The sequence below is a fragment of the Mesorhizobium sp. M0615 genome, from assembly GCF_040320805.1.
GTDB lineage: Bacteria > Pseudomonadota > Alphaproteobacteria > Rhizobiales > Rhizobiaceae > Mesorhizobium.
Window position 1 is genome coordinate 229,735 of the sequence record NZ_JAMYQI010000010.1, and the last position, 24,097, is coordinate 253,831.

26 protein-coding genes are annotated in these 24,097 nt (G+C 64.1%); 10 read left to right on the forward strand and 16 right to left on the reverse strand.

Annotated elements, in window-relative coordinates:
* Window positions 1-16: 16 nt before the first annotated feature.
* The 6 genes from NKI46_RS19590 (at window position 17) to NKI46_RS19615 (ending at window position 6,577) form a co-directional block, all read left to right on the forward strand.
* Complete coding sequence (locus NKI46_RS19590; RefSeq protein WP_023737354.1) at window positions 17-3,187, forward strand: efflux RND transporter permease subunit; 3,171 nt, start codon at window positions 17-19, stop codon at window positions 3,185-3,187.
* 95 nt (window positions 3,188-3,282) lie between these two features.
* On the forward strand, window positions 3,283-3,441 hold the full coding sequence (locus tag NKI46_RS19595) for a DUF3309 family protein (RefSeq protein ID WP_023702789.1): 159 nt from the start codon (window positions 3,283-3,285) through the stop codon (window positions 3,439-3,441).
* A gap of 348 nt (window positions 3,442-3,789) precedes the next feature.
* Window positions 3,790-4,206: a DOPA 4,5-dioxygenase family protein gene (locus tag NKI46_RS19600; RefSeq protein ID WP_245260353.1), complete on the forward strand. Its 417-nt coding sequence runs from the start codon at window positions 3,790-3,792 to the stop codon at window positions 4,204-4,206.
* Between the two features lie 534 nt (window positions 4,207-4,740).
* Window positions 4,741-5,349 (forward strand): hypothetical protein, encoded by a 609-nt coding sequence (locus tag NKI46_RS19605; RefSeq protein WP_352747473.1) that lies wholly within the window; start codon window positions 4,741-4,743, stop codon window positions 5,347-5,349.
* Complete coding sequence (locus NKI46_RS19610; RefSeq protein ID WP_023693628.1) at window positions 5,346-5,738, forward strand: phage holin family protein; 393 nt, start codon at window positions 5,346-5,348, stop codon at window positions 5,736-5,738. Before NKI46_RS19605 ends, NKI46_RS19610 begins: the two co-directional genes overlap by 4 nt.
* 56 nt (window positions 5,739-5,794) lie before the next feature.
* Window positions 5,795-6,577, forward strand: coding sequence for a hypothetical protein (locus NKI46_RS19615; protein WP_245261172.1), 783 nt, complete (start codon window positions 5,795-5,797; stop codon window positions 6,575-6,577).
* Between the two features lie 276 nt (window positions 6,578-6,853).
* On the opposite strand, the gene NKI46_RS19620 is transcribed toward NKI46_RS19615, so the two are convergent.
* The 5 genes from NKI46_RS19620 to NKI46_RS19640 form a co-directional block, all read right to left on the reverse strand.
* Window positions 6,854-7,099: a MoaD/ThiS family protein gene (locus tag NKI46_RS19620; RefSeq protein ID WP_023684042.1), complete on the reverse strand. Its 246-nt coding sequence runs from the start codon at window positions 7,097-7,099 to the stop codon at window positions 6,854-6,856.
* A 24-nt stretch (window positions 7,100-7,123) separates the two neighbouring features.
* On the reverse strand, window positions 7,124-9,388 hold the full coding sequence (locus tag NKI46_RS19625) for a xanthine dehydrogenase family protein molybdopterin-binding subunit (RefSeq protein ID WP_352747476.1): 2,265 nt from the start codon (window positions 9,386-9,388) through the stop codon (window positions 7,124-7,126).
* On the reverse strand, window positions 9,385-9,867 hold the full coding sequence (locus tag NKI46_RS19630) for a (2Fe-2S)-binding protein (RefSeq protein WP_023684040.1): 483 nt from the start codon (window positions 9,865-9,867) through the stop codon (window positions 9,385-9,387). Before NKI46_RS19630 ends, NKI46_RS19625 begins: the two co-directional genes overlap by 4 nt.
* Window positions 9,867-10,727 (reverse strand): FAD binding domain-containing protein, encoded by an 861-nt coding sequence (locus tag NKI46_RS19635; protein WP_023693632.1) that lies wholly within the window; start codon window positions 10,725-10,727, stop codon window positions 9,867-9,869. The genes NKI46_RS19630 and NKI46_RS19635 overlap by 1 nt, the downstream gene beginning before the upstream one ends.
* A gap of 178 nt (window positions 10,728-10,905) precedes the next feature.
* Complete coding sequence (locus tag NKI46_RS19640; protein WP_352652179.1) at window positions 10,906-11,862, reverse strand: SDR family oxidoreductase; 957 nt, start codon at window positions 11,860-11,862, stop codon at window positions 10,906-10,908.
* Window positions 11,863-11,957: 95 nt separating this feature from the next.
* On the opposite strand from NKI46_RS19640, the gene NKI46_RS19645 reads away from it, so the two are divergent.
* The gene (locus NKI46_RS19645; protein ID WP_352666359.1) at window positions 11,958-12,866 is read left to right on the forward strand and encodes a LysR family transcriptional regulator; all 909 of its coding nucleotides are present in this window, start codon (window positions 11,958-11,960) and stop codon (window positions 12,864-12,866) included.
* On the opposite strand, the gene NKI46_RS19650 is transcribed toward NKI46_RS19645, so the two are convergent.
* From NKI46_RS19650 to NKI46_RS19660, 3 genes are all read right to left on the reverse strand, one after another.
* Complete coding sequence (locus tag NKI46_RS19650) at window positions 12,830-14,005, reverse strand: MFS transporter (RefSeq protein WP_352747479.1); 1,176 nt, start codon at window positions 14,003-14,005, stop codon at window positions 12,830-12,832. The genes NKI46_RS19645 and NKI46_RS19650 overlap by 37 nt on opposite strands.
* Window positions 14,006-14,160: 155 nt before the next feature.
* Complete coding sequence (locus tag NKI46_RS19655) at window positions 14,161-14,469, reverse strand: DUF1244 domain-containing protein (RefSeq protein ID WP_023690051.1); 309 nt, start codon at window positions 14,467-14,469, stop codon at window positions 14,161-14,163.
* A 12-nt stretch (window positions 14,470-14,481) separates the two neighbouring features.
* Entirely contained in the window at window positions 14,482-15,279 is a 798-nt protein-coding gene (locus tag NKI46_RS19660) for an N-formylglutamate amidohydrolase (protein ID WP_352539181.1), read from the reverse strand.
* A 246-nt stretch (window positions 15,280-15,525) separates the two neighbouring features.
* Between NKI46_RS19660 and NKI46_RS19665 the strand changes: the two genes are divergently transcribed.
* Both NKI46_RS19665 and pyk read left to right on the forward strand, forming a co-directional pair.
* Complete coding sequence (locus NKI46_RS19665; RefSeq protein ID WP_352747483.1) at window positions 15,526-16,014, forward strand: DUF1036 domain-containing protein; 489 nt, start codon at window positions 15,526-15,528, stop codon at window positions 16,012-16,014.
* Window positions 16,011-17,456: a pyruvate kinase gene (gene pyk / locus NKI46_RS19670; protein ID WP_023745750.1), complete on the forward strand. Its 1,446-nt coding sequence runs from the start codon at window positions 16,011-16,013 to the stop codon at window positions 17,454-17,456. The genes NKI46_RS19665 and pyk overlap by 4 nt, the downstream gene beginning before the upstream one ends.
* Here the strand turns inward: pyk and NKI46_RS19675 are convergent.
* The 4 genes from NKI46_RS19675 to ykgO form a co-directional block, all read right to left on the reverse strand.
* Complete coding sequence (locus NKI46_RS19675) at window positions 17,414-17,920, reverse strand: hypothetical protein (RefSeq protein ID WP_352539180.1); 507 nt, start codon at window positions 17,918-17,920, stop codon at window positions 17,414-17,416. The genes pyk and NKI46_RS19675 overlap by 43 nt on opposite strands.
* Window positions 17,921-17,925: 5 nt before the next feature.
* On the reverse strand, window positions 17,926-18,990 hold the full coding sequence (locus NKI46_RS19680) for an alpha/beta fold hydrolase (protein ID WP_352747486.1): 1,065 nt from the start codon (window positions 18,988-18,990) through the stop codon (window positions 17,926-17,928).
* Window positions 18,991-19,176: 186 nt separating this feature from the next.
* A complete protein-coding gene (locus NKI46_RS19685) occupies window positions 19,177-19,758 on the reverse strand; it encodes a tetratricopeptide repeat protein (protein ID WP_023706264.1) in 582 nt (193 codons plus the stop codon).
* Between the two features lie 113 nt (window positions 19,759-19,871).
* The gene (ykgO, locus tag NKI46_RS19690; RefSeq protein ID WP_006327841.1) at window positions 19,872-19,997 is read right to left on the reverse strand and encodes a type B 50S ribosomal protein L36; all 126 of its coding nucleotides are present in this window, start codon (window positions 19,995-19,997) and stop codon (window positions 19,872-19,874) included.
* A 242-nt stretch (window positions 19,998-20,239) separates the two neighbouring features.
* Between ykgO and NKI46_RS19695 the strand changes: the two genes are divergently transcribed.
* Window positions 20,240-20,668 carry a lysozyme inhibitor LprI family protein gene (locus tag NKI46_RS19695; protein ID WP_352538653.1) on the forward strand — a complete coding sequence of 143 codons (429 nt, stop codon included), beginning with the start codon at window positions 20,240-20,242 and terminating at the stop codon, window positions 20,666-20,668.
* Window positions 20,669-20,706: 38 nt separating this feature from the next.
* On the opposite strand, the gene NKI46_RS19700 is transcribed toward NKI46_RS19695, so the two are convergent.
* The 4 genes from NKI46_RS19700 to NKI46_RS19715 form a co-directional block, all read right to left on the reverse strand.
* On the reverse strand, window positions 20,707-21,783 hold the full coding sequence (locus NKI46_RS19700; protein ID WP_352747490.1) for a 5-(carboxyamino)imidazole ribonucleotide synthase: 1,077 nt from the start codon (window positions 21,781-21,783) through the stop codon (window positions 20,707-20,709).
* Window positions 21,780-22,277 carry a 5-(carboxyamino)imidazole ribonucleotide mutase gene (gene purE / locus NKI46_RS19705; RefSeq protein WP_023754121.1) on the reverse strand — a complete coding sequence of 166 codons (498 nt, stop codon included), beginning with the start codon at window positions 22,275-22,277 and terminating at the stop codon, window positions 21,780-21,782. The genes NKI46_RS19700 and purE overlap by 4 nt, the downstream gene beginning before the upstream one ends.
* Window positions 22,278-22,351: 74 nt before the next feature.
* Window positions 22,352-23,557 (reverse strand): aminotransferase class V-fold PLP-dependent enzyme, encoded by a 1,206-nt coding sequence (locus tag NKI46_RS19710; RefSeq protein ID WP_352747493.1) that lies wholly within the window; start codon window positions 23,555-23,557, stop codon window positions 22,352-22,354.
* Between the two features lie 20 nt (window positions 23,558-23,577).
* Complete coding sequence (locus NKI46_RS19715) at window positions 23,578-24,039, reverse strand: RidA family protein (RefSeq protein ID WP_023673109.1); 462 nt, start codon at window positions 24,037-24,039, stop codon at window positions 23,578-23,580.
* Window positions 24,040-24,097: the final 58 nt, after the last annotated feature.

The window sequence follows — 24,097 nt, forward strand, 5'->3', positions numbered from 1 at the left end:
ATTTTGAGAACAGGCCATGGATATCGTCAAACTCGCGATCAACAATGCCCGGCTGACCATTGCGGTGCTGGTCTTCCTGCTGCTGGCGGGCTGGGTCGCCTATCAGTCGACGCCGAAGGAAGCGGAACCCGACGTTCCTACCCCTTATGTTTATATAAATGTCGCCTATCAAGGCATCGCGCCCGAAGACGCTGAAAGACTTCTGCTTAGGCCGCTGGAGGCAAAGCTTAAGAGCCTTAAGGGGTTAAAGGAGATGAAATCATCCGCCTATCAGGGCGGCGCCTTTGTCTTCCTTGAGTTTCTGCCGTCTATAAAAGTCGACACCGCGGTGACAGATACACGCTCGAAGGTTCAGGACGCGAAGGCTGACCTGCCCCAAGCGGCAGAAGAACCGGTTGTTACCGAGGTCAACATTTCCGAGTTTCCCGTCCTGGTCGTCACGCTGTCCGGCGATGTGCCCGAGCGTGTGCTTACGGCGGCGGCGCGCGAACTGCGCGACCGCATCGAGGAAGTACCGGGCGTTCTTGAGGGCACCATACAAGGCGCGCGCGACGATCTTGTCGAAGTCGTCATCGACCCGATGAAGCTGTCCTCCTACGGCCTGCAGCTCGACCAGTTGATCGGCGCGGTCGGCGCTTCCAACAGCCTGGTCGCCGCCGGCAACATCGAGGGTTCGGAAGGCAAATACGCGGTCAAGGTGCCGTCGCTGATCGAGACACCCGAGGATGTCGCGTCCTTGCCGGTGGTCGCCGGCCCCAATGCCGTCGTGCAGGCGAAGGACATCGCCACGGTGCGTTCGACCTTCGCCGACGCCGAGACCATCACCCGCCTCAACGGTAAGCCGGCCATCGCCATCGAAGTCAAGAAGCGCATCGGCGCCAATCTGATCGACACGCTGGCCAAGGTGCGGGAAGTGTCCGACGCCTATGTCAAGACCATGCCGGAAGGCATGAACATCACCTACACGCAGGACAAGTCGGTCTTCGTCAACCAGCTTCTGGGCGATCTGCAGAACCACGTGATGATCGCCGTCATCCTGGTGTTCATCGTCATCCTCTATGCGCTGTCGGGCCGCGCCTCGCTGCTGATCGGGCTTGCCATTCCGTCATCGTTCCTGATCGGCATCCTGCTCTTGGCGATGATGGGCTACACCATCAACATGATCGTGCTGTTCAGCCTTATCCTGGCGGTCGGCATGCTGGTCGACGACGCCATCATCGTCACCGAGTTCGCCGAACGGCGCATGGGCGAAGGCATGCCGAAGGCGGAAGCCTTCACGCTGGCCGCCAAGCGCATGGCCGGTCCGGTCATCGCCGCGACCATGACCCGCATCGCGGCGTTTTCGCCGCTGCTGTTCTGGCCCGGCATCATCGGCGACTTCATGAAATACATGCCGATCACGCTGATCGTCACGCTGTCGGCCTCGATGCTTTATGCGCTGGTGTTCGCGCCGACGCTGGGCGCGCTTTTCGCCAAGGCGCCGGAGCATCACGAGGAACAAAATCGCGACGGCTGGTACATGGCGCTGGTCAAGCAGGCGGTGCGCTTCCCCATCACCGTGCTGGTGCTCACCGCCGTGCTGCTCACCGGCGTCGGCTTCGCCTATTCGAAATATGGCGCCGGCGTCGAGTTCTTCCCCAGCGTCGAGCCCGATTACGGCCTGCTCTATGTGCATGCCCGCGGCAATCTCTCCCTGGCCGAAATGGACACGGCGACCAGGATCGCCGAAAACCGGCTGCTTGGCTGGCCTGGCGTCAAATCGGTCTATACCCGCGTCGGCAAGACGCAGGGCGGCGGACAGGACGTGCCGGAGGACGTCGTCGGCGTCATCCAGTATGAGTTCATCGACTGGCGCGAGCGCAAATCGGCGAACAATATCCTGGATGAGCTGCGCACCGTCATGGCCGGCATTCCCGGCGTCGATGTCGAGGTGCGCGTGCCGGAGGCCGGTCCTCCGACGGGCAAGGCGGTCCAGCTCCGGCTTTCGGCCATCGATCCCAAAGGGCTCGACGACCAGGCCCGCGCGGTTGCGGCGCGCATCGCCAAGGTGCCCGGCGTCATCGACGTGTCGGACGGCCTGCCGCCGCCCGGCGTCGACTGGGCGCTCGAGGTCGACCGCGCCAAGGCGGCGCAGTATGGCATCAGCCCGACGGCCGTCGGCACGGTGGTGCAATTGGTGACCAATGGGTTGAAGCTGTCGGAATACCGGCCGGCCGGCGCCGACGATGCCGTCGACATCAGGCTGCGCCTGCCCGAAGACCGGCGCACGCTGTCGACGCTCGACGAACTCCGGGTGCAGACCGCGCAAGGCTCGGTGCCGATCTCGAACTTCGTCGTGCGCAAGCCGGAGCCGACCGTCGGCATCCTCAACCGCATCGATGGCGCCCGCACCGTGGTCGTCCAGGCCAACGTCGCCGCCGGTAACCAGGTTGCGGCGGTGCAGGCGGAGGTGACCAAGGCGGTCACCGACATGAAGCTCGACAACGGCATACGCTGGAAGCTGGCGGGGTCGAACGAGGACAGCGCCGAAGCCAGCGCCTTCCTCGGCAAGGCTTTTGGCGCCGCGATCTTCCTGATCTTCCTGGTGCTGCTAATGCAGTTCAACAAGTTCACCAGCGTGCTGCTGGTGCTGTCCTGCGTGGTCATGGCGACGATCGGCGTGTTCCTGGGGCTGCTGCTGACAGGCGAAGCCTTCGGCATCGTCATGTCGGGCATCGGCGTCATCGCGCTGGCCGGTGTGGTGGTGAACAACAACATCGTGCTCATCGACACCTATGACCGGCTGCGCGAAGAAGGCTGGGACAAGATGGAAGCGGTGCTGCAGACCTGCCGCGAGCGCGCCCGCCCGGTGGTGCTGACGGCGGTCTCGGCCATCCTCGGCGTTCTGCCGATCGCCTTTGGTCTCGGCCTCGAAATCTTCCATCACGAGACGACGATCAACGCGCCGTCGACGCAATGGTGGATTTCGTTGTCCTCGGCGATCGTCTTCGGCCTGTCCTTTGCCACGCTGCTGACGCTGGTGGTGACGCCGTCCATGCTGATGATCTTCACGCGCAGCAAGAACAGCCGCTTCTATGCCTTCTTCCGCCGGCTGTTCGGCCGCGACAAGAAACGGGATGCGTCCACGGGGCCGAAGCCGGGTCCGCTCGATGAGCCGGCAATCGCCTTCCCGAAAGCCGCGGAATAGCTGCATTCGACCAGTCGGACAAAAGGCCGCCCGGAACAACCGGGCGGCCTTTTGCATTGTCCCCTCGCATCTGAAGAGCAAAGCGAGGGACTCTTATGACCGTCAGCACCATTCTCATCATAGTTCTGATCCTGATCCTGATCGGCGCCGTACCGGCCTGGCCGCATTCGCGCTCCTGGGGTTATGGGCCGTCCGGAATAGTCGGCGTTGTGCTTGTGGTGCTGCTGATCCTGGTGCTGATGGGCAGGGTTTGATCGGGGCAGGAGACCTCTGCGATCAGCGGGTCCTCGCCCGATGAAGTGCTGGCAATAGGCATACGGCGGTGCCAACCCCCACTCCGGCCGCTGCGCGGCCACCTCTCCCCATGTCCATGGGGGAGAGGAAATGCCAAGCTTTTCAAGGCAGCGATCTTGGCGATTAGCATTTCCTCTCCCCCACGAATGTGGGGGTAGAGGTGGCTGGGCGAAGCCGAGACGGAGCGGGGGAGCTCCATATGCGATTGGCCCGAAATCGAGATGACGAGCACACGCTGTGCCCCCTTGGCCACCCCGCACCCTTGCGTATACGCTGCCGGCACGACAATCACCGAGGGAGCCATCAAGGTGAACACCGCCAGCCCGCCCAGGCCGCTCGCCGAGATCGCCAGCTATCACGCCCACATCTACTATGTCGGGCAAGCCGAACGGCAGCAGGCCGAATGGCTGCGCCTGCGCATCGGCGAACGCTTCCGCGTGCGCCTGGGCAACTGGCGCGACGAGCCGGTCGGCCCGCACGAACAGGCCATGTACCAGGTCTCCTTCGCCACCGAGATCTTCGCCACGCTGGTCCCCTGGCTGATGCTTAACCATGGCGGCCTGAGCATCCTCATCCACCCCAACACCACCAACCCCAAGCGCGACCATCTGGTCGATCCGATCTGGATCGGGCGGCCGCTGGGGGTGCATGGCGAGGTGCTGGGAGAAGAGGATGAAGCGGAAGAGGCGCTGGAGGTGAATACGGAACCGACCCTGGGGGCTTAGGGAGGGCGTTCTGCAAAGTAGAGACTTGGCCCATGGAGACGCGTTCACCAATAGCCCAGTTCAGGCATGCATGACCGGCCGCTTTACGCCTCAAGCCGTATCCTATGCCTTCATCATTGCTTCGTCGAAGATGCCGAACCAGCGTGGGGCCGTTGGAGCGATGGACCGTCGATGGATGGCAAGGGAGAGTTCTCCCTGGTCGCCGGTACGCCGAGGCGGGGCCGCCGAATAGGCAAAAGATTGCAATAAGGACGCAGCCGGCACTCGGTTCCCGCGGAGTCGGGCGCACCGGTTCGTACGGGAGCAACTGGCGCTCCGCACGAGGGACAGGGCAACTCACTGGTGACTGGGTGCGTGCCTGACGAAGCCCTTCGTTTCGGCTGAGATAAATGCTCTCACTTACGGAACATCGCAGGTTCGTCGAAGTTGGAAAGCTACGGAGGACGTGCACATGAACAGTGTCATCTATCTTATCGGCCTTATCGTTGTCGTGCTCGCGGTCCTCTCCTTCCTCGGTTTTCACTAGGTGGCCTCATGCAGCATGAGAACGATCAGGGCGGACAGCCCACCGATTTCGACAAGGCGAAAAGCGACGTCTCCGACAGACTTCGCCAGGAAAATGAGCGTGCCAGCGAGTTGCTTCACGACGCGCGGGACGAGGTGACCCGTAAGGCTGGCGACTATGCATCTGAAGCCACGCAGGTCATCTCCGACAAGGCGGAGGAGACGCAGCGCGACATCGGATCGAGCTTGGCGGCGTTGGGTGGTGCACTGCGAGCGGCCAGCGATCACCTTGCCAGCAACGATGAAAGGAACGCATCGAAATTCGCTTTGGATGCTGCCAGTGGCCTTGAGCGGCTTTCATCGTCCTTGAAACAGAAGCCCTTTAGCCAAGTCCTTGATGACGTGCAGTCCTTCGGCCGGCAAAATCCCGGTGTCCTGCTTGCGGGATCGGTGTTGGCCGGATTGGCTCTCGGGCGGTTCATCAAGGCTTCTCCGCCGGCAACGCCCGATTCTGAGGCCGCTCCGGGAGGCCTCAGATCACACACCGATCAGCCACAGGGTTGGTCCGCTGATCGTCCACAAGATTTTGGCGTGGTCGGCGATGATGGCGCCACGCAGATCGCGGAGCAGGACAGATGAACAACCAGGACAATCCCAGCCTTGCCGGGCTAGTCACCGATTTGGCCCAGAATGTAACCACTCTGGTGCAAACCGAGGCGAGGCTGTTTCGGGCCGAGCTCTCTGAAAAGCTTACCAAAGCCGGAGCAGGTGCCGCGGAAGTGCTGGGCGGCGCGATTTGCCTGCTCGCCGCGCTCTTGGTGTTGCTGCAGGCGCTCATTATCGCACTGACGCGGGCAGGGCTTGGCGCGGGGTGGTCTTCCCTGCTGGTCGGTGTGGTCGTGGCGGTCCTCGGCGTCATCCTGCTGCGGACCGGGACGGCCAGCATGGCGCCTTCGGAACTTACCCCCGACCGGACCCAGGGACAGCTGAAGCGCGACGCGAGCGCGATTAAGGAACAGGTGAGATGAAAGAGAAATCCGCAGCCGAACTTGAACGCGAGGCCGAGGCGGCGCGCGCCCGGGTGATGGAGACCGCCGAATCCATTCGAGGCAAGATGACGCCGGGACAATTGCTGGATGAGTTCACCGGGCTGTTCTCGGGAGGGGAGAGCGCGGCCATGCTCAGCAATCTCAGAACGCAGGTCCGAGACAATCCTTTGCCGGTCACCATGGTGGGCGCAGGTCTGGCCTGGCTGATGTTCGGCAGCGGTGCCTCAAACACCGCCCACCGTTCGGCTGGCTATCCATTGCCTTCAGCGCCGGGACGACATGATGTAGCAGGGGAGCGCGGCGGCTTGGGCGGCACGCTCTCCGACGCCGCGGAATCGCTCTCCTCGAGCGCTACCAGCGTCGGCGACACCATATCGAGCACCGCAAGAGCCGCTGCGGCGGGTCTGACGGGAAGCGCTGCCAATGCAAGCTCGACGACTGGGGACATGGCGGCGAAAGCCAGCCGCTCCGCGCAAGATCTGTTGGAGGACCAACCCTTGGCCGTAGCGGCCGTCGGTCTCGCCATCGGCGCCGCTATAGGTGCAATGCTGCCCCATACCGCAACGGAGGACGAGCAACTAGGCGCCTATGGCGACAAGCTTCGCGATTCCGCCGAAACTTTGCTCAATAGGGGCCTCGATGAGGCCAAGCAGGTCGCCGCCGAAGCCTATGAGACCATCAAGCAGGAAGCTGGCCGGCAAGATATGGAAGCAGACACGATAGCCGATCAGCTCGGCGAGATCGTGAAGTCCACAGCAGACAAGACCGAGCATGCCGTGCGCGAACGAATTTCCGATACGTCTCAGCGCCAAACCTAGCTTGATGATCCTGGATCAACGATAGCCGGCCTCTCCAGAAAGGGGCCGGTGTTGTCCGTCAAACGGTGACCCGCTCGAGTCACTTCAGAGCCGTGTGCGGACTGATGTCCCTTGCCGATAGTAATCCAGCGGATCAGGTTCTCTGGATTGTTGGCCAACCCGCCGCCGATAAGACGCGGTCAGCAAAACTGGCATCTAGGCGAGGACCGACATTGCACTTGAAGTTCGCAGACCGAGGATGCCGGTCCGCTCTGGGACGTAGGGCGACACCCCACTTCACCCCCCAGCCAGCCGCGGCAGCAGAAAAATCTCCGCCCCCGGCGGCAGTTCCTTCGACCACGTATCGCGATAAATCGTCCCGTCGATCGCCACCGCGATGCCCTTCTCGATCCAGGGCTCGATGCCGGGATACTGTTCAGCCAGTTTCCTGAACAGCTCCCTGATGTCCTTGGCCTCGACCTCGACCTTGCTCTGGCCGCCGGCGAGCTGGCCCAGCGCGCCCCAGAGCGTCACTTCGACCATTAGGGCAAGAACCTCATTTTTGCCCTAGCCTCCCCGTTCCGCCTCGATCGCGGCGAGGACCCTTGGCGGCGACATCGGGATGTGGGTCATGCGCACGCCGGCTGCGTTGGAGACGGCATTGGCGATCGCCGCCAGCGGCGGCACGATCGAGGTTTCGCCGACGCCGCGCACGCCATAGGGGTGGTTGGGATTGGGTATCTCGAGGATCTGCGTGTCGATCATCGGCAGGTCCGAGCAGACCGGGATGCGGTAGTCGAGGAAGCCGGCGTTCTGGAGACGCCCATCCTTTCCGTAGATGTACTCCTCGTTGAGCGCCCAGCCGATGCCTTGCGCCGCACCGCCCTGGTACTGGCCCTCGACATAGGTGGGGTGCACCGCCTTGCCGGCATCCTGGATCACCGTGTAGCGGATCACCCTGGTCGAGCCGGTATCGGGGTCGACCTCGATGTCGCATATATGGGTGGCGAAGGAGACGCCGGCGCCGTCGGCGACGAGCTCGCTGTGGCCGGCGATCGGCCCGCCGGTCTTGCCGGAAGCGGCGGCGATCTCCTTCAGCGACAGGGCTGCAAGGTTGCCGTATTTCTCGCCCTTGGCGATGGCGTGGCCGTTTTCCCAGACCACGTCGTCGACGGGGATGTCCCACGTCTGGGCGGCGCGCTCACGCAGGATCTTGATCGCGTTGCGGGCGGCCGAGATGGTCGCCATCGAGGACGAGAAGGTGCCGCGGCTGCCGTCGGTCATGTCGTTGTAGCCAAGCGAGGACGTGTCGGCGACCACCGCCTTGAGCTGGGCATAGTCGATGCCGAGCTCCTCCGCCGCCACCAGCGACAGCGACGCGCGCGAACCGCCGACATCCACCGTGCCGACGGCCAGCGACACCGAGCCGTCCATGCCGATGTTCAGGTCCACGCAGGTCTGGCCGCCGAAGTTGAACCAGAAGCCGCAGGCCATGCCGCGCCCCTGGTTCTTGCCCAGCGGCGCCTTCATGTGCGGATGGTGCTTGGCCGCCTCCAGCGTCGGGCCGATGCCGATCGGGCCGTAGATCGGGCCGTAGGAAGAGCGGGTGCCTTCCTGCGCGGCGTTCTTGATGCGGAACTCGACCGGATCCATGCCAAGCTCCTTGGCCAGTTCGTCGACGGCGCTTTCCACCGCGAACGCAGCCATGGGTGCCGAGGGTGCGCGATAGGCCGCAGTCTTCGGTCGGTTGACCAGCACTTCGAAGCCGACCGTCTGGACGTTATCCAGCTTGTAGCAGGCGAACGCCGTCATGGCGCCGATCTCGGCCCAGGTCCCGGCATAGGGGCCGCTGGTGTAGCGCAGCGTCGCTTCGGCGGCAGTGATGGTGCCATCCTTGCGGGCGCCGATCTTGACGTCGATCGAGGTCGCGCTGGTCGGACCCGAGGCGCGGAACACCTCGTCGCGGGTCATCACCAGCTTCACCGGCCGGCCTGCCTTGCGCGACAAAGCGAGCGCCACCGGCTCGGCCCAGACATGGGTCTTGCCGCCGAAGCCGCCGCCGATTTCAGACGAGGTGACGCGCAGCTTCGAGGCTTCCAGCCCGAGCAATTGCGCACAATGCTGGCGGTAGACGAAATGGCCCTGCGTGCAGACCCAGAGGTCGGCGGTGCCGTCGGACGAGACGCTCGCCACGCAGGCATGCGGCTCGATATAGCCCTGGTGCGTCTGCTCGGTCTTGAAGGAGCGCTCGACGATGACATCGGCGTGGCCAAAGCCCTGATGGACATCGCCATGGCCAAACTGGCTGCGCTTGGTGACGTTGGACGGCTTTACCGGCTTTTCGTCGAGGCCTTCGGTGAAGATGGTATCGTTGATGAGAGGGGCGTTGTGCTTCATCGCCTCGTCGACATCGGTGACATGCGGCAACAGCTCGTACTCGACCTCGATCAGCTTCAGCGCCTGCCTTGCCGTGCGGGCATCGACGGCGGCGACCGCGGCCACGGCGTGGCCGTCATAGAGCGCCTTGCCGCGCGCCATGCAATTGTCGAGGACGTCGTACATGGCGGCATCGCCATCGGTGAGATCGGGCAGGTCGGCGGCGGTGATCACCGCTTTCACGCCGGCCAGCTTTTCCGCTTTCGAAGTGTCGATCTTGAGGATCCTGGCATGCGCATGCGGGCTGCGCAGGATGCGCCCGACCAACTGTCCCGCCATGTTGAAGTCGGCGCCGTAACGGGCGCGTCCCGTCACCTTGTCGACGCCGTCGGGACGGATGGGCCGCGTGCCGACGGAGGAGAATTTGCGGCCCGAAAAGCGTGGATCGAAGTTCATGCGTGCGCTCCCTTCATCACATTGGCCGCATCCTGGACCGCGCGCACGATCTTGTCGTAGCCGGTGCAGCGGCAGAGGTTGCCGGCGAGGCCGAAGCGGATTTCTTCCTCGGTAGGATCGGGGTTCTTGGCCAGAAGATCCTTGGCCGCGATGAGGAAGCCCGGCGTGCAGATGCCGCATTGCAGGGCCGCATGCTCGAGGAATTTCTGCTGCAGCGGATGCAACTGATCGCCATGCGCCATGCCCTCCACGGTCTCAATATGCCGGCCTTCGGCTTCAGCGCCAAGCACCAGGCACGAGCAGACCAACCGGTTGTCGAGGATGATCGAGCAGGCGCCGCAGTCGCCGGTGCCGCAGCCTTCCTTGGCGCCGGTCAGGCCGAGCCGATCGCGCAGGACGTCGAGCAACGTCTCGTCGGGCTGGCAAAGGTATTCGACGTGATCGCCGTTGATTGTCGTTGAAACTGCTACACCGGCCATCATTTGCCTCCTGCACGTGCGTAGGCGGTCGTCGCGGCCCGTCCGGCCAGCACGCCCGCAACTTTTCGTCTGAATTCGATTGTGCCGCGCTTGTCGTCGATGGGGCGGCAGGCCCCAGCGCAGATCTTGGCGAGCCGCTCAAGTGCCGCCTCGTCCAGCTTCCTGCCGATGAGAGCCTCGGCTGCTTCTTCCACCAGAAGCACGGTCGGCGCCGCGGCGCCCAGCGCGACGCGGGCGGCTGTTATGACGCCATGCTCGTCGAGCGTCAGGTTCACGCCGGCGCTGACCACCGCGATGTCCATCTCGGTGCGCGGGATGAATCTGAGGTAGGCGTCGCCCGAACGCGGCGCGCGCTTGTCGAGCAGGATCGCCTCGACGATCTCACCCTTGGTGAGCGAGGTCTTGCCAGGCCCGATCGGCACAGCCTCGACCGGAATGGTGCGCTTGCCCGACGGACCGGCAACCACGGCCTTTGCGGCGGCGGCCACCAAGGCCGGGACGCTGTCGGCGGCCGGCGATGCGTTGCACAGATTGCCAACGATGGTGCAGCGGCCCTGGACCTGTTTCGAGCCGATCAGCTTCGACGCTTCGACGACACCGGGCCAGGCCTTCTTCAGAACCGAGCTCTCGCCCAGGACGGCGCAGGGGACGGTGGCGCCGATGCTGAAGCCGTCGGCCGTCTCCCTGATCTCGCTCAAGCCCTCGATCGCCTTGATGTCGACGATCAGGTCGGGATCGACAAACCCGCCCTTCATCCGAACGAGGAGGTCACTGCCTCCAGCGAGAATGGCTGATGTGCCGGAAGCGTCGGCCAGCAGGCCAACGGCGTCTTCGATTGAAAGCGGACGTATGTAACGCATCGTCTCCCCTTGGTGATGGTGATCTCGCCGACCGTTATAAACAGTCTCCTCATAATGACCATCCGGTTGCTGATTTCCAGCGATTGGGCCAGCACCGCGAGAGAGATTTTTGTCTAAAGTCTTTGTTTTGATGCATGTCGTTGTCCCAGAACCGCGCACACTTCTGGGCGACATGCATTTAAGCGGCGTCTTTTGCACGGTCGAGGCTGATGCCGATGTCCTTCAAGGCCTCGGCCACGGCCTCGTCCAGCGGGGTGTGCGGGACTTCGCCGATGATGCCTTCCAGCCGGTCGGACACGAGCCGGTGCGGTTCGAAGCGCAGATAGGACATCGAGACGATCTCGCGCCACATCGCCACGAACGGGCTGCCGGCGCGCAGCACCCACCAAGGCATGAAGGTCAGTTTCAGCGGACGTCCCAACGCTTTCTCGGCCGCGGCCTTTATGTCCATGTCGGTGACGGCGTGGCCGGGGAAGTTGAGCGCCTCAAAGAAGCCGAGCTTGCCCTGATTACGCGCCAGGCCGACGAAGCCGATGCCGAAGTCCGGCAAATAGGCCCATTCGTGCACGAGGTTGGCAGGGCCAGGCGCGGTGTAGACGCCCTTGCTCATCTTGGCGGCGACGACGAGGTCGAACCATGATCCGCTGCCGGTGCCGCCGAAGAAATCGCCGGCGCGCAGGATGATGGTGCGGACGCGGCCGGCATCGGCCTCGCGGCGAAACAGCGCTTCCATGGCGCAGCGGATGCGGCCCTTCTCGGTCGTTGGGCGGAACGGCGTGTGTTCGGTGACCACCTCAGGCATCGGCGAGCCGTAATTGTAGACAGTGCCGGGGAAAAGATGCAGCGCGCCATTGGCATGGCAGGCGGCCATGACGTTCTCCGCCATCGGCAGACACTTGCCCCAGTCGGTGTAGATCGGGTTGAGGCCGTTGAAGACGATGTCGACGCCTTGCGTGGCGCGGATCAGCGCCTCGCGGTCGAGCGCATCGCCGGCGACGGCGGTGGCGCCCTTGAGTTCGGCTGGGACCTTGCCGCTGCGGGTGACGGCGCGGACGTCGAAACCGGCGTCGATGAAGGCCTTGCCAACCACGCGGCCGAGCCGGCCATTGGCGCCTAGAATTGCGATCTTGGTCATTTTTCTTCTCCGTGTCTGTGTTTGCACGGTGAACATGATGCGTTCATACGCGAATGAAAATTGACTATGGATGCAGATTTGTTATTCATAAATGAATGGAAGATATCGACTGGAACCTGATCAAGAGTTTCGTCACCGTGGCGGAGACCGGCAGTCTGTCGGCCGCGGCGCGCAAACTGTCGGCCAGCCAACCGACGCTCGGGCGTCACATCGGTGAGCTCGAACAGGCGTTGGGCGTCACCTTGTTCCGGCGCGGGCGGCGCGGCTATGCGCTGACGGAAGCAGGCGCCACGCTGTTCGAACGCGGCAGAGCGGTGAGCGAGCAGGCGAGCGCGTTCGCACTGTTGGCATTGGGCTCGGTCGAGGCGATCGAAGGCACGGTGCGTATTGCCGCCAGCGAGGTGGTGGCGGCCTATGTGCTGCCGAGGATGACGGCGCGGCTCGGCATCGAGGAACCCGGCATCGAGGTCGAGATCGTCGCCTCGAACCAGGTCGAGAACCTGCTGCGAAGGGATGCCGATATCGCCATCCGCATGGTCAAGCCAGCGCAGAACGAGCTGACGGCGCGCAAGGTCTGCGATATCAAGCTCTGCTGCTGCGCGGCGAAATCCTATCTCGACAGGCACGGACGCCCGCTCAAGCCCGCCGACCTTCTCGACCATCCGCTGATCGGCTTCGAGCGCAGCGACGAGATGATCCGGGGCTTTACCCAGGCCGGCATCCCCGTCACCCGAAGCAGTTTCCGCTTCAGGACCGACAACCAGATCGTTCTGTGGGAAGCGCTGCGGGCGGGAAACGGCGTCGGTCTTGGCCAGGAGCCGCTGGCGGACAGCGACCCGTCGCTGGAGAAACTGCTGCTCGGCCTGCCACTGCCCAGCCTGCCGGTGTGGCTGGCCATGCATCGCGACGTGCGCACCAGCGTGCGCATCCGCCGCGTAGCGGATTTCCTCTACGAGGAGCTGAAGCGCTATTCGGCGGGGGCGGCCGCGAATTCGGCGCGGTGAGCGAGCCCGGCCATCAACAGCACGACGGTCAGCAGCCCCGACATGGCGACGAAGATCGGCCCGAAGCTGGAATGCTCGGCGACGAAGCCGATCGCCGACGGCGCCACCAATATGCCGGAATAGCCCATGGTGGTGACGACGCTCATGCCGGTGCCCGACGACATGCCTTCCTGGTTGCCGCCGGCCGAGAAGATGATCGGCACCATATTGGCGATGCCGAAGCCGCAGAGAGCAAAAGCCGCGATGGCGATCCAGGGCGAAGGCGACAGGCCGGCGACCAGCATGCCGGCGGCGGCGACCACCGCCGAGCCGCGCAGCGTCGCCACCGCGCCGAAGCGGTTGCGCACGCCGTCGCCGAAAAAGCGCATGACAGCCATGACGCCGGAGAAGGCGGCGTAGGCAAGGCCGGCGATGGCGAGGTCGGCGCCGAGCTCCTGCCTGAGATAAAGCGCTGCCCAGTCGAGCACGGCGCCCTCGGAAATCATCGTCAGCAGCGCCATCAGCCCTACAAGATAGACCAGCGGGTTGGCCGGCAGCGTTAATCTGTGATGCTCGGCGGCCTGCGGCTTGTCCTCGGCGATGAGGTAGCCGACCGCCACGGCGATGACGGCAAAAGCAATGATCGTGACTACAGCCGCATGGGCGAGGTGGCCGTAAGTCTGGATGGCGTAACCGCCCAGACCGCCACCGGCGAAACCGCCGAGGCTCCAGAAGCCGTGCGAGGACGACATGATGGCGCGGGACAGCCGGCGCTCGACCACCACGGCATTGGCGTTCATGGCGACATCCATGCCGCCGATCGAGCCGCCGAAGATGATCATGGCGATCGCCGCCAGCGGCACGTTGGGCGCCAGCGCCACGATCAGCAGGCCGAGGCTGCCGCACAGGCCGAACCAGCGCAACACGGTGCGCGAGCCATGCCTGGAGATCAGATGGCCGCACCAGCTCATGGCCGCGACCGCGCCGACGCCGAACAGAAGGATCAGCAGACCGAGGGTGAATTTCGAGATGTCGAGCCGGGTCAGGAACACCGGAATCTGCGGCGCCCAGCTGCCGGTCAGGAAGCCGTTGGCGAGGAAGATCGCGGCTACGGCCCATCGCCCCTGAAGGGCGCTCTGCATGGTGTCTTGCGCGTTCATGGCCCGAATCCGGTCAAGGAATGGCTTTGCGCGGCAAATTAGATCGATTCAATTTCTCGTCAAGCGCTTGGCTGCGAAAAGCTTGTGGGCCACATCTAAGGGGAAACCGTTAGGCGCTGTCCCGCCGACGTCAATCCTGTGAACCGCGCGCTACTTCAGTGATCCCTCGGCCGTCTTGCCTCGAACTCCGCTTTCTTGGCGTCCGAAGCCTCGGTCTGGTTCAGCGCCTGCCATTGCGCATAGGGCATGCCGTAGACGATTTCGCGCGACTGATCCTTGCCGAGATCGACGCCCTCAGCCTCGGCCGCTTCGCGATACCAGTTCGACAGGCAGTTGCGGCAGAAGCCGGCGAGGTTCATCAGGTCGATGTTTTGCACATCGCTGCGCTCGCGCAGATGCTCGACCAGCCGGCGGAAGGCCGCGGCCTCGAAATCGCGTTTCTGGTCATCGCTGAGTTCGGTCATTGCCTTGGATCCTCACAGCGGCCCGGTGCGCGAGCCGAACATCTTCACCTGGTGGATATCGGGACGGCGGTCGATGGCGTCAACGATCGGCGCCAGCCGTTCCGCCCAGGCCAGCGCCCCCTTGCGGTCTGATATCAGGTCCTGGCGGATCTCGATCAGCGCATGGGCAAAGCCGTTGACGATGGCGTGCTTGAACATGGTGTCGCCGCGCAACGCGCCGTCATAGGGTTCATTGTCGCCGACGACGAGGTTTTTATCCTGCGCCAGCATGTCGATCAGCGGCCGCGCCACGCGGTCGTCGAGGTCCCACAATATGCCGACATGCCAAGGGCGGATGAAGCCCTGCATGACAGGGGTGAAGGAGTGTACGGAGAAGATGAACGGCGCTTTGCCTGAGGCGTGCGCCGCCGACGCGATCATGGCGCCGACCGCGTCCTGATAAGGCCGGTAGAAGCCTTCGAGCCGCCTTTCGCGTTCTTGCGGCGCCATAGGGTAGTTTCCCGGCACGACAGTGCCGTCATAGAGCTGGCGGATCAGCGTCGGGTCGTCCTCGCCGCGATTGGGATCTATCAGCAGCCGCGAAAAATTGGCGATCACCGCCGGCACGTCGAGCGCCGCCGCCAGTTCGCGCGTCACCGTCTCGACACCGATGTCGTAGGCGATATGGCGATCGAGTTCCGCCGCCGGCAAGCCGAGACTGCCATACTCCTCCGGCAGGTCGCGGCGGGCATGGTCGGCGACAAGCACGATGCCTCGCTTGCGGTCGCCTTCGACGATATCGAAAGGCGCGAAAACTGTGGATCGGGTCATTGGCTGGAAAGGTCTGTTCGCTGGCTTCCGGGGAGGGTGGTATCGTCATTCCCACGAAGAGGACTGTTGCGCAATGCCGTTGTTTGGCCACGGTTTCTGCGAAAATCCTGTGACGCGCGGCGTATCGCGTGTCGGGGGCCTTTCTAAATCGATTGGAATTGGACAGAACGGCGCGTTGACATGCGCCCGGACTTTTCCGAAAAGGGGCGTTGAGAGATGCAGATGACGTTATTGAGGGGTTTCGGGATGGGTTCCGCCGGCAGGCCGCGTGCGCGCACCGTCTTTGCCGTGCCGCTCCTGACCCTGACGCTAGGGCTCACCGCGCTGGTCGCGGCTTCGCCTGCCCGCGCCGATTTCCGCGTCTGCAACGCCACGCAGAACCTGGTCGGCGTTGGCATCGGCTACCGCGCCAAGGCAGGCTGGATCACCGAGGGGTGGTGGCACATCGAAGGATCGAGCTGCAAGACGCTGATCGAAGGTCCGCTGTCATCGAGGTTTTACTATCTTTATGCAGAAGACGCCGAGCGCGGCGGGCGCTGGGATGGCCCGATCAACATGTGCGTGGCCGAAAAAGAGTTCAAGATCGCAGGCGTTACCGATTGCGTCGCCCGGGGCTTCCAGCGCGCCGGATTCCAGGAATATGACACGGGCGAGCAGGCAAGCTGGATGGTCCAGCTGACCGATGAGTCCACAACGGGAGGCGCTCCAGCCGCCCCGGGAACAAACAGTCAATGAGACGTAGCCGCAAGGTCAAGATCCTCGCCACCATCGGTCCTGCCTCCTCGTCCGAGGAGATGCTGCAGAAGCTGTTCGAAGCCGGGGCCGATGTCTTCCGCATCAATATGAGCCACACCGATCACGAGTTGATGCGCACGCTGGTCGGCCGCATCCGCGCGGTCGAGGAAAAGGTCGGCCGTCCGATCGGCATCCTGGCCGATTTGCAAGGACCAAAGCTGCGCGTCGGCAAGTTCGCCAACGGCAAGGAGGTGCTGACGCCAGGCCAGACCTTCACGCTCGACAACAATCCCGAGCCCGGCACGTCGATGCGGGTCTACCTGCCGCATCCCGAAATCCTGAGTTCGGTCGAGGCCGGCCACCGTCTGTTGATCGACGACGGCAAGCTGGAGCTCAGGGCGGTGAAGAGCGACGGCAAATCGATCACCTGCACCGTCGTCGCCGGCACCACCATTTCCGACAAGAAGGGCGTCAGCCTGCCCGACACCGACCTGCCGGTCGGTGCGCTGACCGAAAAAGACCGCAAGGACCTCGATGCGGTGCTGGCGGAAAGCGTCGACTGGGTGGCGCTGTCGTTCGTGCAGCGGCCGGAGGATTTGGCGGAAGCCCGCAAGATCGCGCGCGGCCGGGCGCTGATCATGGCCAAGATTGAAAAGCCGCAGGCCGTCGCCCGGCTGGCCGAAATCATCGAACTCTCCGACGCGCTGATGGTCGCCCGCGGCGATCTCGGTGTGGAAATGCCGCTGGAAGCCGTGCCTGGCATCCAGAAGCAGATCACGCGCGCCGCGCGCCGCGCCGGCAAGCCGGTGGTGGTCGCCACGCAGATGCTGGAATCGATGATCACCGCGCCGGTGCCGACCCGCGCCGAGGTGTCCGACGTGTCGATCGCCGTGTTCGAGGGCGCCGACGCCATCATGCTTTCAGCCGAATCCGCTGCCGGCGCCTATCCGGTCGAGGCGGTGGCGATGATGAACCGCATCGCCACCAAGGTCGAAACCGACCCGACCTATGCCGGCATCATCAACGCGCAGCGCTCGGAACCGGAAGCAACCGGCGCCGACGCCATTTCGCTCGCCGCCCGCGAGATTGCCGAGACTCTGAAACTGTCGGCGATCATAACCTATACGGCGTCGGGCACCACCGGCCTGCGCGCCGCGCGCGAGCGGCCGCAAGTGCCGATCATCGCGCTGTCGCCGATCCTCAACACGGCGCGGCGGCTGTCGCTTTTGTGGGGCACGCATTGCGTCGTCTCGCCCGACGCCAGCGACCTCGACGACATGGTCGACCGCGCCTGCCGCATCGCTTTCGAAGAGGGGTTCGGCCAGCCGGGCGACCGTGTCATCATCACGGCGGGCGTGCCGCTGAGGACGCCGGGTTCGACCAACATGCTGCGCATCGCCTATGTCGGATCGGACGTGCAGGCCACCCGCAACATAGGCTGAGACCTCGTCACAGTTCGCTGCGCTCTTGCCGCACCTTCGGCGTGATCGATGCGCCGAAGGAAGCGGCGAGCCCGGGGAACGGGGTCGTGCAGGTACTGGTCCGGACCCAGCATCTTTCGCCGGTTGAGTTCGACTGTGTCGAGCAGATCGAAATCGACCGTGGCGATCGTGCAGTGCCACCCGGGATTGCGCGACGCCCAGCCCCTCTTGTGGTGTTCCAAAAGCCGCTCGCGGGCGGAATAGCCGTGGTAGTCGAACGCGATCACGCCGTTGGTCGCGTAAATATGGTTCCCGGAAAAGCCCTCGCCAGGAATGATCCGTTCGCCGTAGAATCCTTCCAGAGGAGCATGCTCGAGAAAGGCGCCAGCAAGAATGGCGCACGCGCCATAGCCGAAGAAGATGCGGTCCGGCAACGCCCATCGCTTCTCCGGGTTTCTCTTGACGCCGTGTTTCAGGACATACATTGCGATCAGGTCGGGGCCAGTTCCGCGTCGGGCACTGTGATGTCGGGGCATCGCCCCTCATTGTACGCATCGCCGGCGATGCGTGCTTCCACGGTTTTTGCCATTGCCTGCAGGTCGACAACCTTGCCGGCGACTTTCTCGATCGCGCCGACGACGAGGTCGGAGGCGATCCAATCCGGCTTGTGGCCGAGATTGTGGACCCAGATCAGTTCGGCGCCGGGGATGTCCCTGACCAGGCCGACCGAATGGATCGAGGCATAGACCACCTTGTCGCGATCGCCCGAGATGACGATCGTCGGCGCTGTGATGTCGCGGTAATGCGGCGCGGCCTTCAGCGTATAGTCGTAGAGGCCGGCGACATCGATGGCGTTGGCGCGGAAAGCGCCGGGACGCAGCACCAGCGGAATCGAGGCATTGCCGACATAGCCTTCCGGCACCTTGTTGGGAGAAAACACGCAGGCCGTGGCGCTGTCCATCTGCAGCGTGCCTGCCGGATAGGTCAATGTCTCCGAGAACAGCCAGCCGATGATGGGGGTGGCGGTCAGCTTGTAGTACCAGGCGGTCGCGCCGCCCGGCCAGGGGTGGCTGACCGGCGACAGAAAGACCAGCCCGAGCGTCTTCTCCGGGTGTTCGCGGCCAAAGGCGGCGGTGATCACGCCGCCAAAGGAATGGCCGACCATGATCGCATTGTGGATGCCGAGACGGCCCATCAGTCTGGCGATGGTGTCGGCCTGCGCAGACGGGCTATCTTTGCCGGGGCCGCGCGCCGACCAGCCGAAGCCCGGCCGGTCGAGGAAGACCATCTCGGCGCGGCCTTCGAGCAAAGGCCTGATCGGCAGCATCTGATCCCTGAGGTTGGCGCTGGCGCCATGGATGAAGACGATGGCCGGCAGCTCTGCATTTTGCGGCGCCGGCACGTGGACATAGTGGATGCGGGTGCCGTCGATGTCGGCAAATTCGCCGGCCGGCGGGTTTCGCCACTCGATCAGCCACGCGCCGGCGCGGGTGACACCGGCCAGGGCAAAGACGAGCGCGAGGAGCAAAGCACAGGCGGCGTAAATGAGGTTCATGCGCGGAGATACGGGGGTGGAGGGGGATAAGTTCTAGGGAGTAGGGAGTAGGGAGTAGGGAGTAGGGAGTAGGGAGTAGGGAGTAGGGAGTAGGGAGTAGGGAGTAGGGAGTAGGGAGTAGGGAGGTGGCGTCTCGACCAATCTTCTCTACTGACTACTCACCAATCCCTAATTCCTACTGCCTAATCAAATTCCTTCGCCGGCAAGCTCTTCCGAAATTGCCGCGACCTGGTCCTGGGCGCTGCGCATCATCGGATAGATGGTAAGCACCTTCTGCCAGGCTTCGAGCGCCGATTGCTTGTGGCCGGTGGCGGCCATGATCTGGGCCAGGCCCGAAAGCGCGCCGAAATGGCGTGGTTCCAGCTGCAGCGTCTGGTCGATGTCGGACATCGATTTCCCGAAATTCTTCATCATGTAATGCACGGTGGCGCGCCGGTTCCAGCCTTCGGCATATTTTGGCTGCAGGATGACGACCTGGTCGAGGAAGTCGAGGGCGACGTCGAACTTCTGGTCGTCAATCGCCTTTTGCGACCATTGCATCATCAGGTCGATCGAGGCGCTGCCGGACTGGAACCATTCGCCCCAGATGCGCCCGGCGATGCGCTCGGCCGCCTTTTCGTTGCGCTCGCGCTTCAGCTCGGCAAACAGTTGGTCGAGCCTGGCTTCCCTGGTCAGGGCAACCGGCGGCTTTGCCGGCGGATCGTCCGCCGACGCCGGAGTGACGCCGAAAAGAAAGAGGGTGGCCAAAAATGCAAAAAGAATCCGCATCGCCGGAATCTAACCCCGGACGGCGGATCGTCAAACTGAAATTAGCGTGAAAGTGCCTGGAACCAGGCAATTACCATCGTATGGACGGAGGCAACGAGCCTCCGGCCGAACACTCAGCCCTGGCGCGCCTTGTAGCGTGGAGCGGTCTTGTTGATGATGTAGACGCGGCCCTTGCGGCGAACCAGCTGGTTGTCGCGGTGACGCGCCTTCAGCGCCTTGAGCGAATTCTTGATCTTCATGGTCTTGCCCGTCGGTCTGGGCCCTGTCCGGGCCGAATTATTAAGGCGCGCCTGAAAAGCGCGCCTTTGAACTTGCGGTGGCTCATAAACGAGGAGCCTTGCCCGTGTCAACCGCAAGCGTGCTGGATAGAGGCCGAGAATGGCTTTGGCCATCAAATATCCGCCATCTCGGCTCCACGCCATTGCGCGGCCGAAGGCGGGCTGGAATGGTGCGGCACCCGCAAGCCGATTTGGAGACCTCCATGCGCCTGTTGTTTGTGTCCGCCTGCCTTGCCGTTGTGGCAGCGGCATCCACCGCGCAGGCGCAGGAATGCGACCGCAACGACGACAGCCAGCAGATGATGAACATCTGCGCCGGCGAGGACTATCGGGCCGCCGATGCCAAGCTCAACCAGGCCTACAAGGATCTCGTCGGTCGCAACGACGACAAGGGCAGGAAGCTGCTGCAGGTCGTGCAACGCGCCTGGATCGCCTTCCGCGACGCCGAATGCGCCTATACGACGACAGACAGCGAGGGCGGCTCCATCCATCCGATGGAGGTTTCACAATGCCTGACCGAACTGACGGACCAGCGCATCAAACAGCTCACCGCGGGCGCCAATTGTAGGGAAGGCGATGCGAGTTGCGCCAGCCCCGACGAGGACGGGGATCTGAACGACGAGCTGCAATAGGGCTCGAGCCACGCCCTCGCGCAAAGTGCCGGAATGGCTTAGCTACGGCGGCTGATGCGCGTGAAATGGCCCATCTTGCGGCCTGGGCGCGCTTCCGCCTTGCCGTAGAGATGCAGCATCAGATCGGGCTCGGCGAGCAAAGTGGGTACGCGCAGCACATCGTCGCCGATCAGGTTTTCCATGACGCAGTTTGAATGCCGGCCAGGGTTGCCCAGCGGCAGGCCGGCAATCGCGCGGATATGCTGCTCGAATTGCGAAACGATGCCGGCGGCTTCCGTCCAGTGGCCGGAATTGTGCACGCGCGGCGCCATTTCGTTGGCCAGCAGCGTGCCATCGGCAAGAACGAAGAACTCGATGCCGATGACGCCGACATAGTCGAGGGCCGACAGGATTTTCGCTGCCGACCCCTCTGCCGTCGCCGCCGTCTCCAGCCTGATCTGGGCCGGCAGGGTCGAGGTATGCAGGATGCCGTCGCGGTGGACGTTCTCAGCCGGATCGTAGGCGGCGACCGCGCCGTCCAACCCGCGCGCGGCGATGACCGAGATTTCGCGCTCGAAAGCGACGAAGGATTCGAGGATCAGCGGCACATTGCCCATGGTCTCGCATGTGCCGGCAAAGCCGCTCGTCTCCATGTTGCGGAAGACGCGCTGGCCCTTGCCGTCATAGCCCATGCGGCGGGTTTTCAAGATGCCGCTGCCACCGAACTCTCCCAGCGCCGCCGTCAGCTCGTCGTCATTGTCGACGGAGCGGAAATCCGCTGTCCTGATGCCGATGCCGTTCAGGAATAGCTTCTCCGCCACCCGGTCCTGGGCGACTTCCAGCGCCCTGGGTGGCGGATAGACCGGGACCTTGGCGGCGAGCGCGCCGGCAGCCGCTACCGGCACATTCTCGAATTCGTAGGTGACTACGGCGCTGACTGCCGCCAGTTCGGCAAGGGCGTCCGCATCGTCATAGGCGGCGGTGATCTGGCGGTTGGCGACCTGAGCCGCCGGGCAATCGGCCTGCGGTTCGAGGATAATTGTGCGGTAGCCGAGGCGCGCTGCGGCAACAGCCAGCATGCGGCCGAGCTGGCCGCCGCCGATGATGCCGATGCTCGATCCCGCGGGCAGGCTCACGGCGCGTCCGTCGGTTCGGTGGCGACCCTGGCGGTTTGGGCGGTGCGCCAGGCATCCAGGCGGGCGGCAAGTTCTTCGTCGTTCAGCGCCAGCACGGCGGCCGCCAGAAGGGCGGCGTTGGCCGCACCCGCCTTGCCGATGGCAAGCGTGCCGACCGGAATGCCGGCCGGCATCTGGACGATGGAGAGCAGCGAATCCTGGCCTGACAGCGCCTTCGATTCGACCGGCACGCCGAACACCGGCAGCGGCGTCAGAGCCGCCGTCATGCCGGGCAGGTGGGCGGCGCCGCCGGCCCCGGCGATGATCACCTTGTAGCCGGCCGCCTTGGCGCCTTTGGCGAAATCATAGAGGCGGTCCGGGGTGCGGTGGGCGGAGACGATCAGCCGCTTGTGCGGAATGCCCAGCGCCTCCAGCGTTTCGGCGGCGTGGCGCATCGTCGCCCAGTCGGACTGGCTGCCCATGATGATGGCGACGTCGGCGCGGTGGTCGGTCAAGCGCATGCTCCCGGCGGTAAAGGCGCGCCTTAGCGGAATTCGGGCTGGCCCGCAAGGATGGCGGCCGCCGCAGCCTAGTCCGGCCAGCGCAGGGCGCCGGATGAATCCTTTCGCGGCTGTCTCATCGCATCCGCCGGCCTGTCGGCCGCGGTGAGCACGGCGCGGAGGCGTTCGGCGACGATCTCGGCCTCGCCTGGGTGCAGGTTGCACGGGTCGAGGAAGAAATGGCCACGCTCGACTTCGTGGTTGCGCACGATGATGGGCGGCGATCCGGCCGCCAATGCCGAGGCGAGGCCGGCGGCACTGAAGCGGCTTTCGGGGGAGACGAAGATCTGCAGCCGGTCGAGCGGATTGGCGGTCGGGTCGGGAATGATGTTTGCGACGATGCCGGGTATTCCCTGCAGCGAATCCCTCCACAGATGGAGCGCCGCTTCCTCGCGTCGGCGGATGCCGGCATGGTCGCGCTTTTCCCAGGCTTCGAGCGCCGCCATCGTGCCGGCGATGCTTTCCTTGCCGACCTTCATGGCGCGGGCGACGCCACGGTTCTGCAGATAGGCGGCGCGGACGAGATCCTTGCGGCCGGCGACGATGCCGCTGGTCGGCCCCGAAAGGAATTTGTGGCCGCTGTAGACGACGATGTCGGCGCCGCGCCCCAGGAAGCTGCGCAGGTCATATTCGGAAGCCGCATCGACGATCACCGGCACGCCCCTGGCGTGGCAGATATCGCAGAATTCCTCAAGGGAAAGCATGCCGTATTGCACGGTGTGGTGCGCCACGACGTAGAGCGCCGCCGCCGTGCGCTCGTTGATAGCCTCGCGCGCATGATAATCCTGCGTGACGCTGACCGTGCCGGCCGGAATGACCTTGGCGCCGGCGACGCGGATCGACTGGTCGATCGGTGCGCCGTAATTGACGATATGGCCGAGCTGGATGACGACTTCGGACTTCAGCCCTTCGGTATCGTCGGGCAGCCGTTCGATCGCCAGCAAATTGGTGCCGGTCATCGCCCCGGCGATCGCCATTGTGATGCCTGAGGCGCAGCAGGCGGTGATGAAGCCGGCCTCGCCGCCGGTGAGGCGGGCGGTGATCACGCTTGCGGCGCGCTGCAGATCGTCCATCTCCACCCATTGCGAGGCGATCTCGGCCATGGCGCTGATCGCCTCGGGAACGATGATCGAGGCGCCGAGCGTCGTCATCGTGCCGGAGACGTTGATGATCGGCCGCAGTCCCAGCCGTTCACGGATCGTGGTGTTGGAGCCGGTGTCGGAATAGGTTTTCATGTTCAGCAATCCCTTGACGGTCAGGCGGCGATCTCGACGACCGCTTCGATTTCGACGGTGATGTTTCCAGGCAGCGAGCCGACCCCGATCGCCGAGCGGGCATGGCCGCCGATCTTGTCGAAGACGCTGGCGAACAGGTCCGAGCAGCCATTGACCACTTTCGGGTGGTCGCTGAAGGTCGGCGTCGCATTGACGAAGCCGAGCAATTTGACGACGCGCACGATGCGGCCGAGATCGCCGGCGGCGGCGTGCATGACGGCGAGCAGGTTGAGGCCGGTGAGGCGGGCATGCTCATAGGCCTGCTCGACGGTGACGTCCTCGCCGACCTTGCCGGTGCACAGCGTGCCGTCGGCGCGCAGCGGCCCTTGACCCGAAAGAAAGATCAGCCGGCCGCTTTCCGCATGGGTGACGAAATTGGCGATCGGTGTCGGCGGCTCGGGCAGCGTCAGGCCGAGTTCGGCGAGCCGGATGTAAGGCGTCATGGAAGAATTCTCCTTGGGCCGGCCTGTTGTTTTACGCAATTCCCAGGGGAAAGCGCTT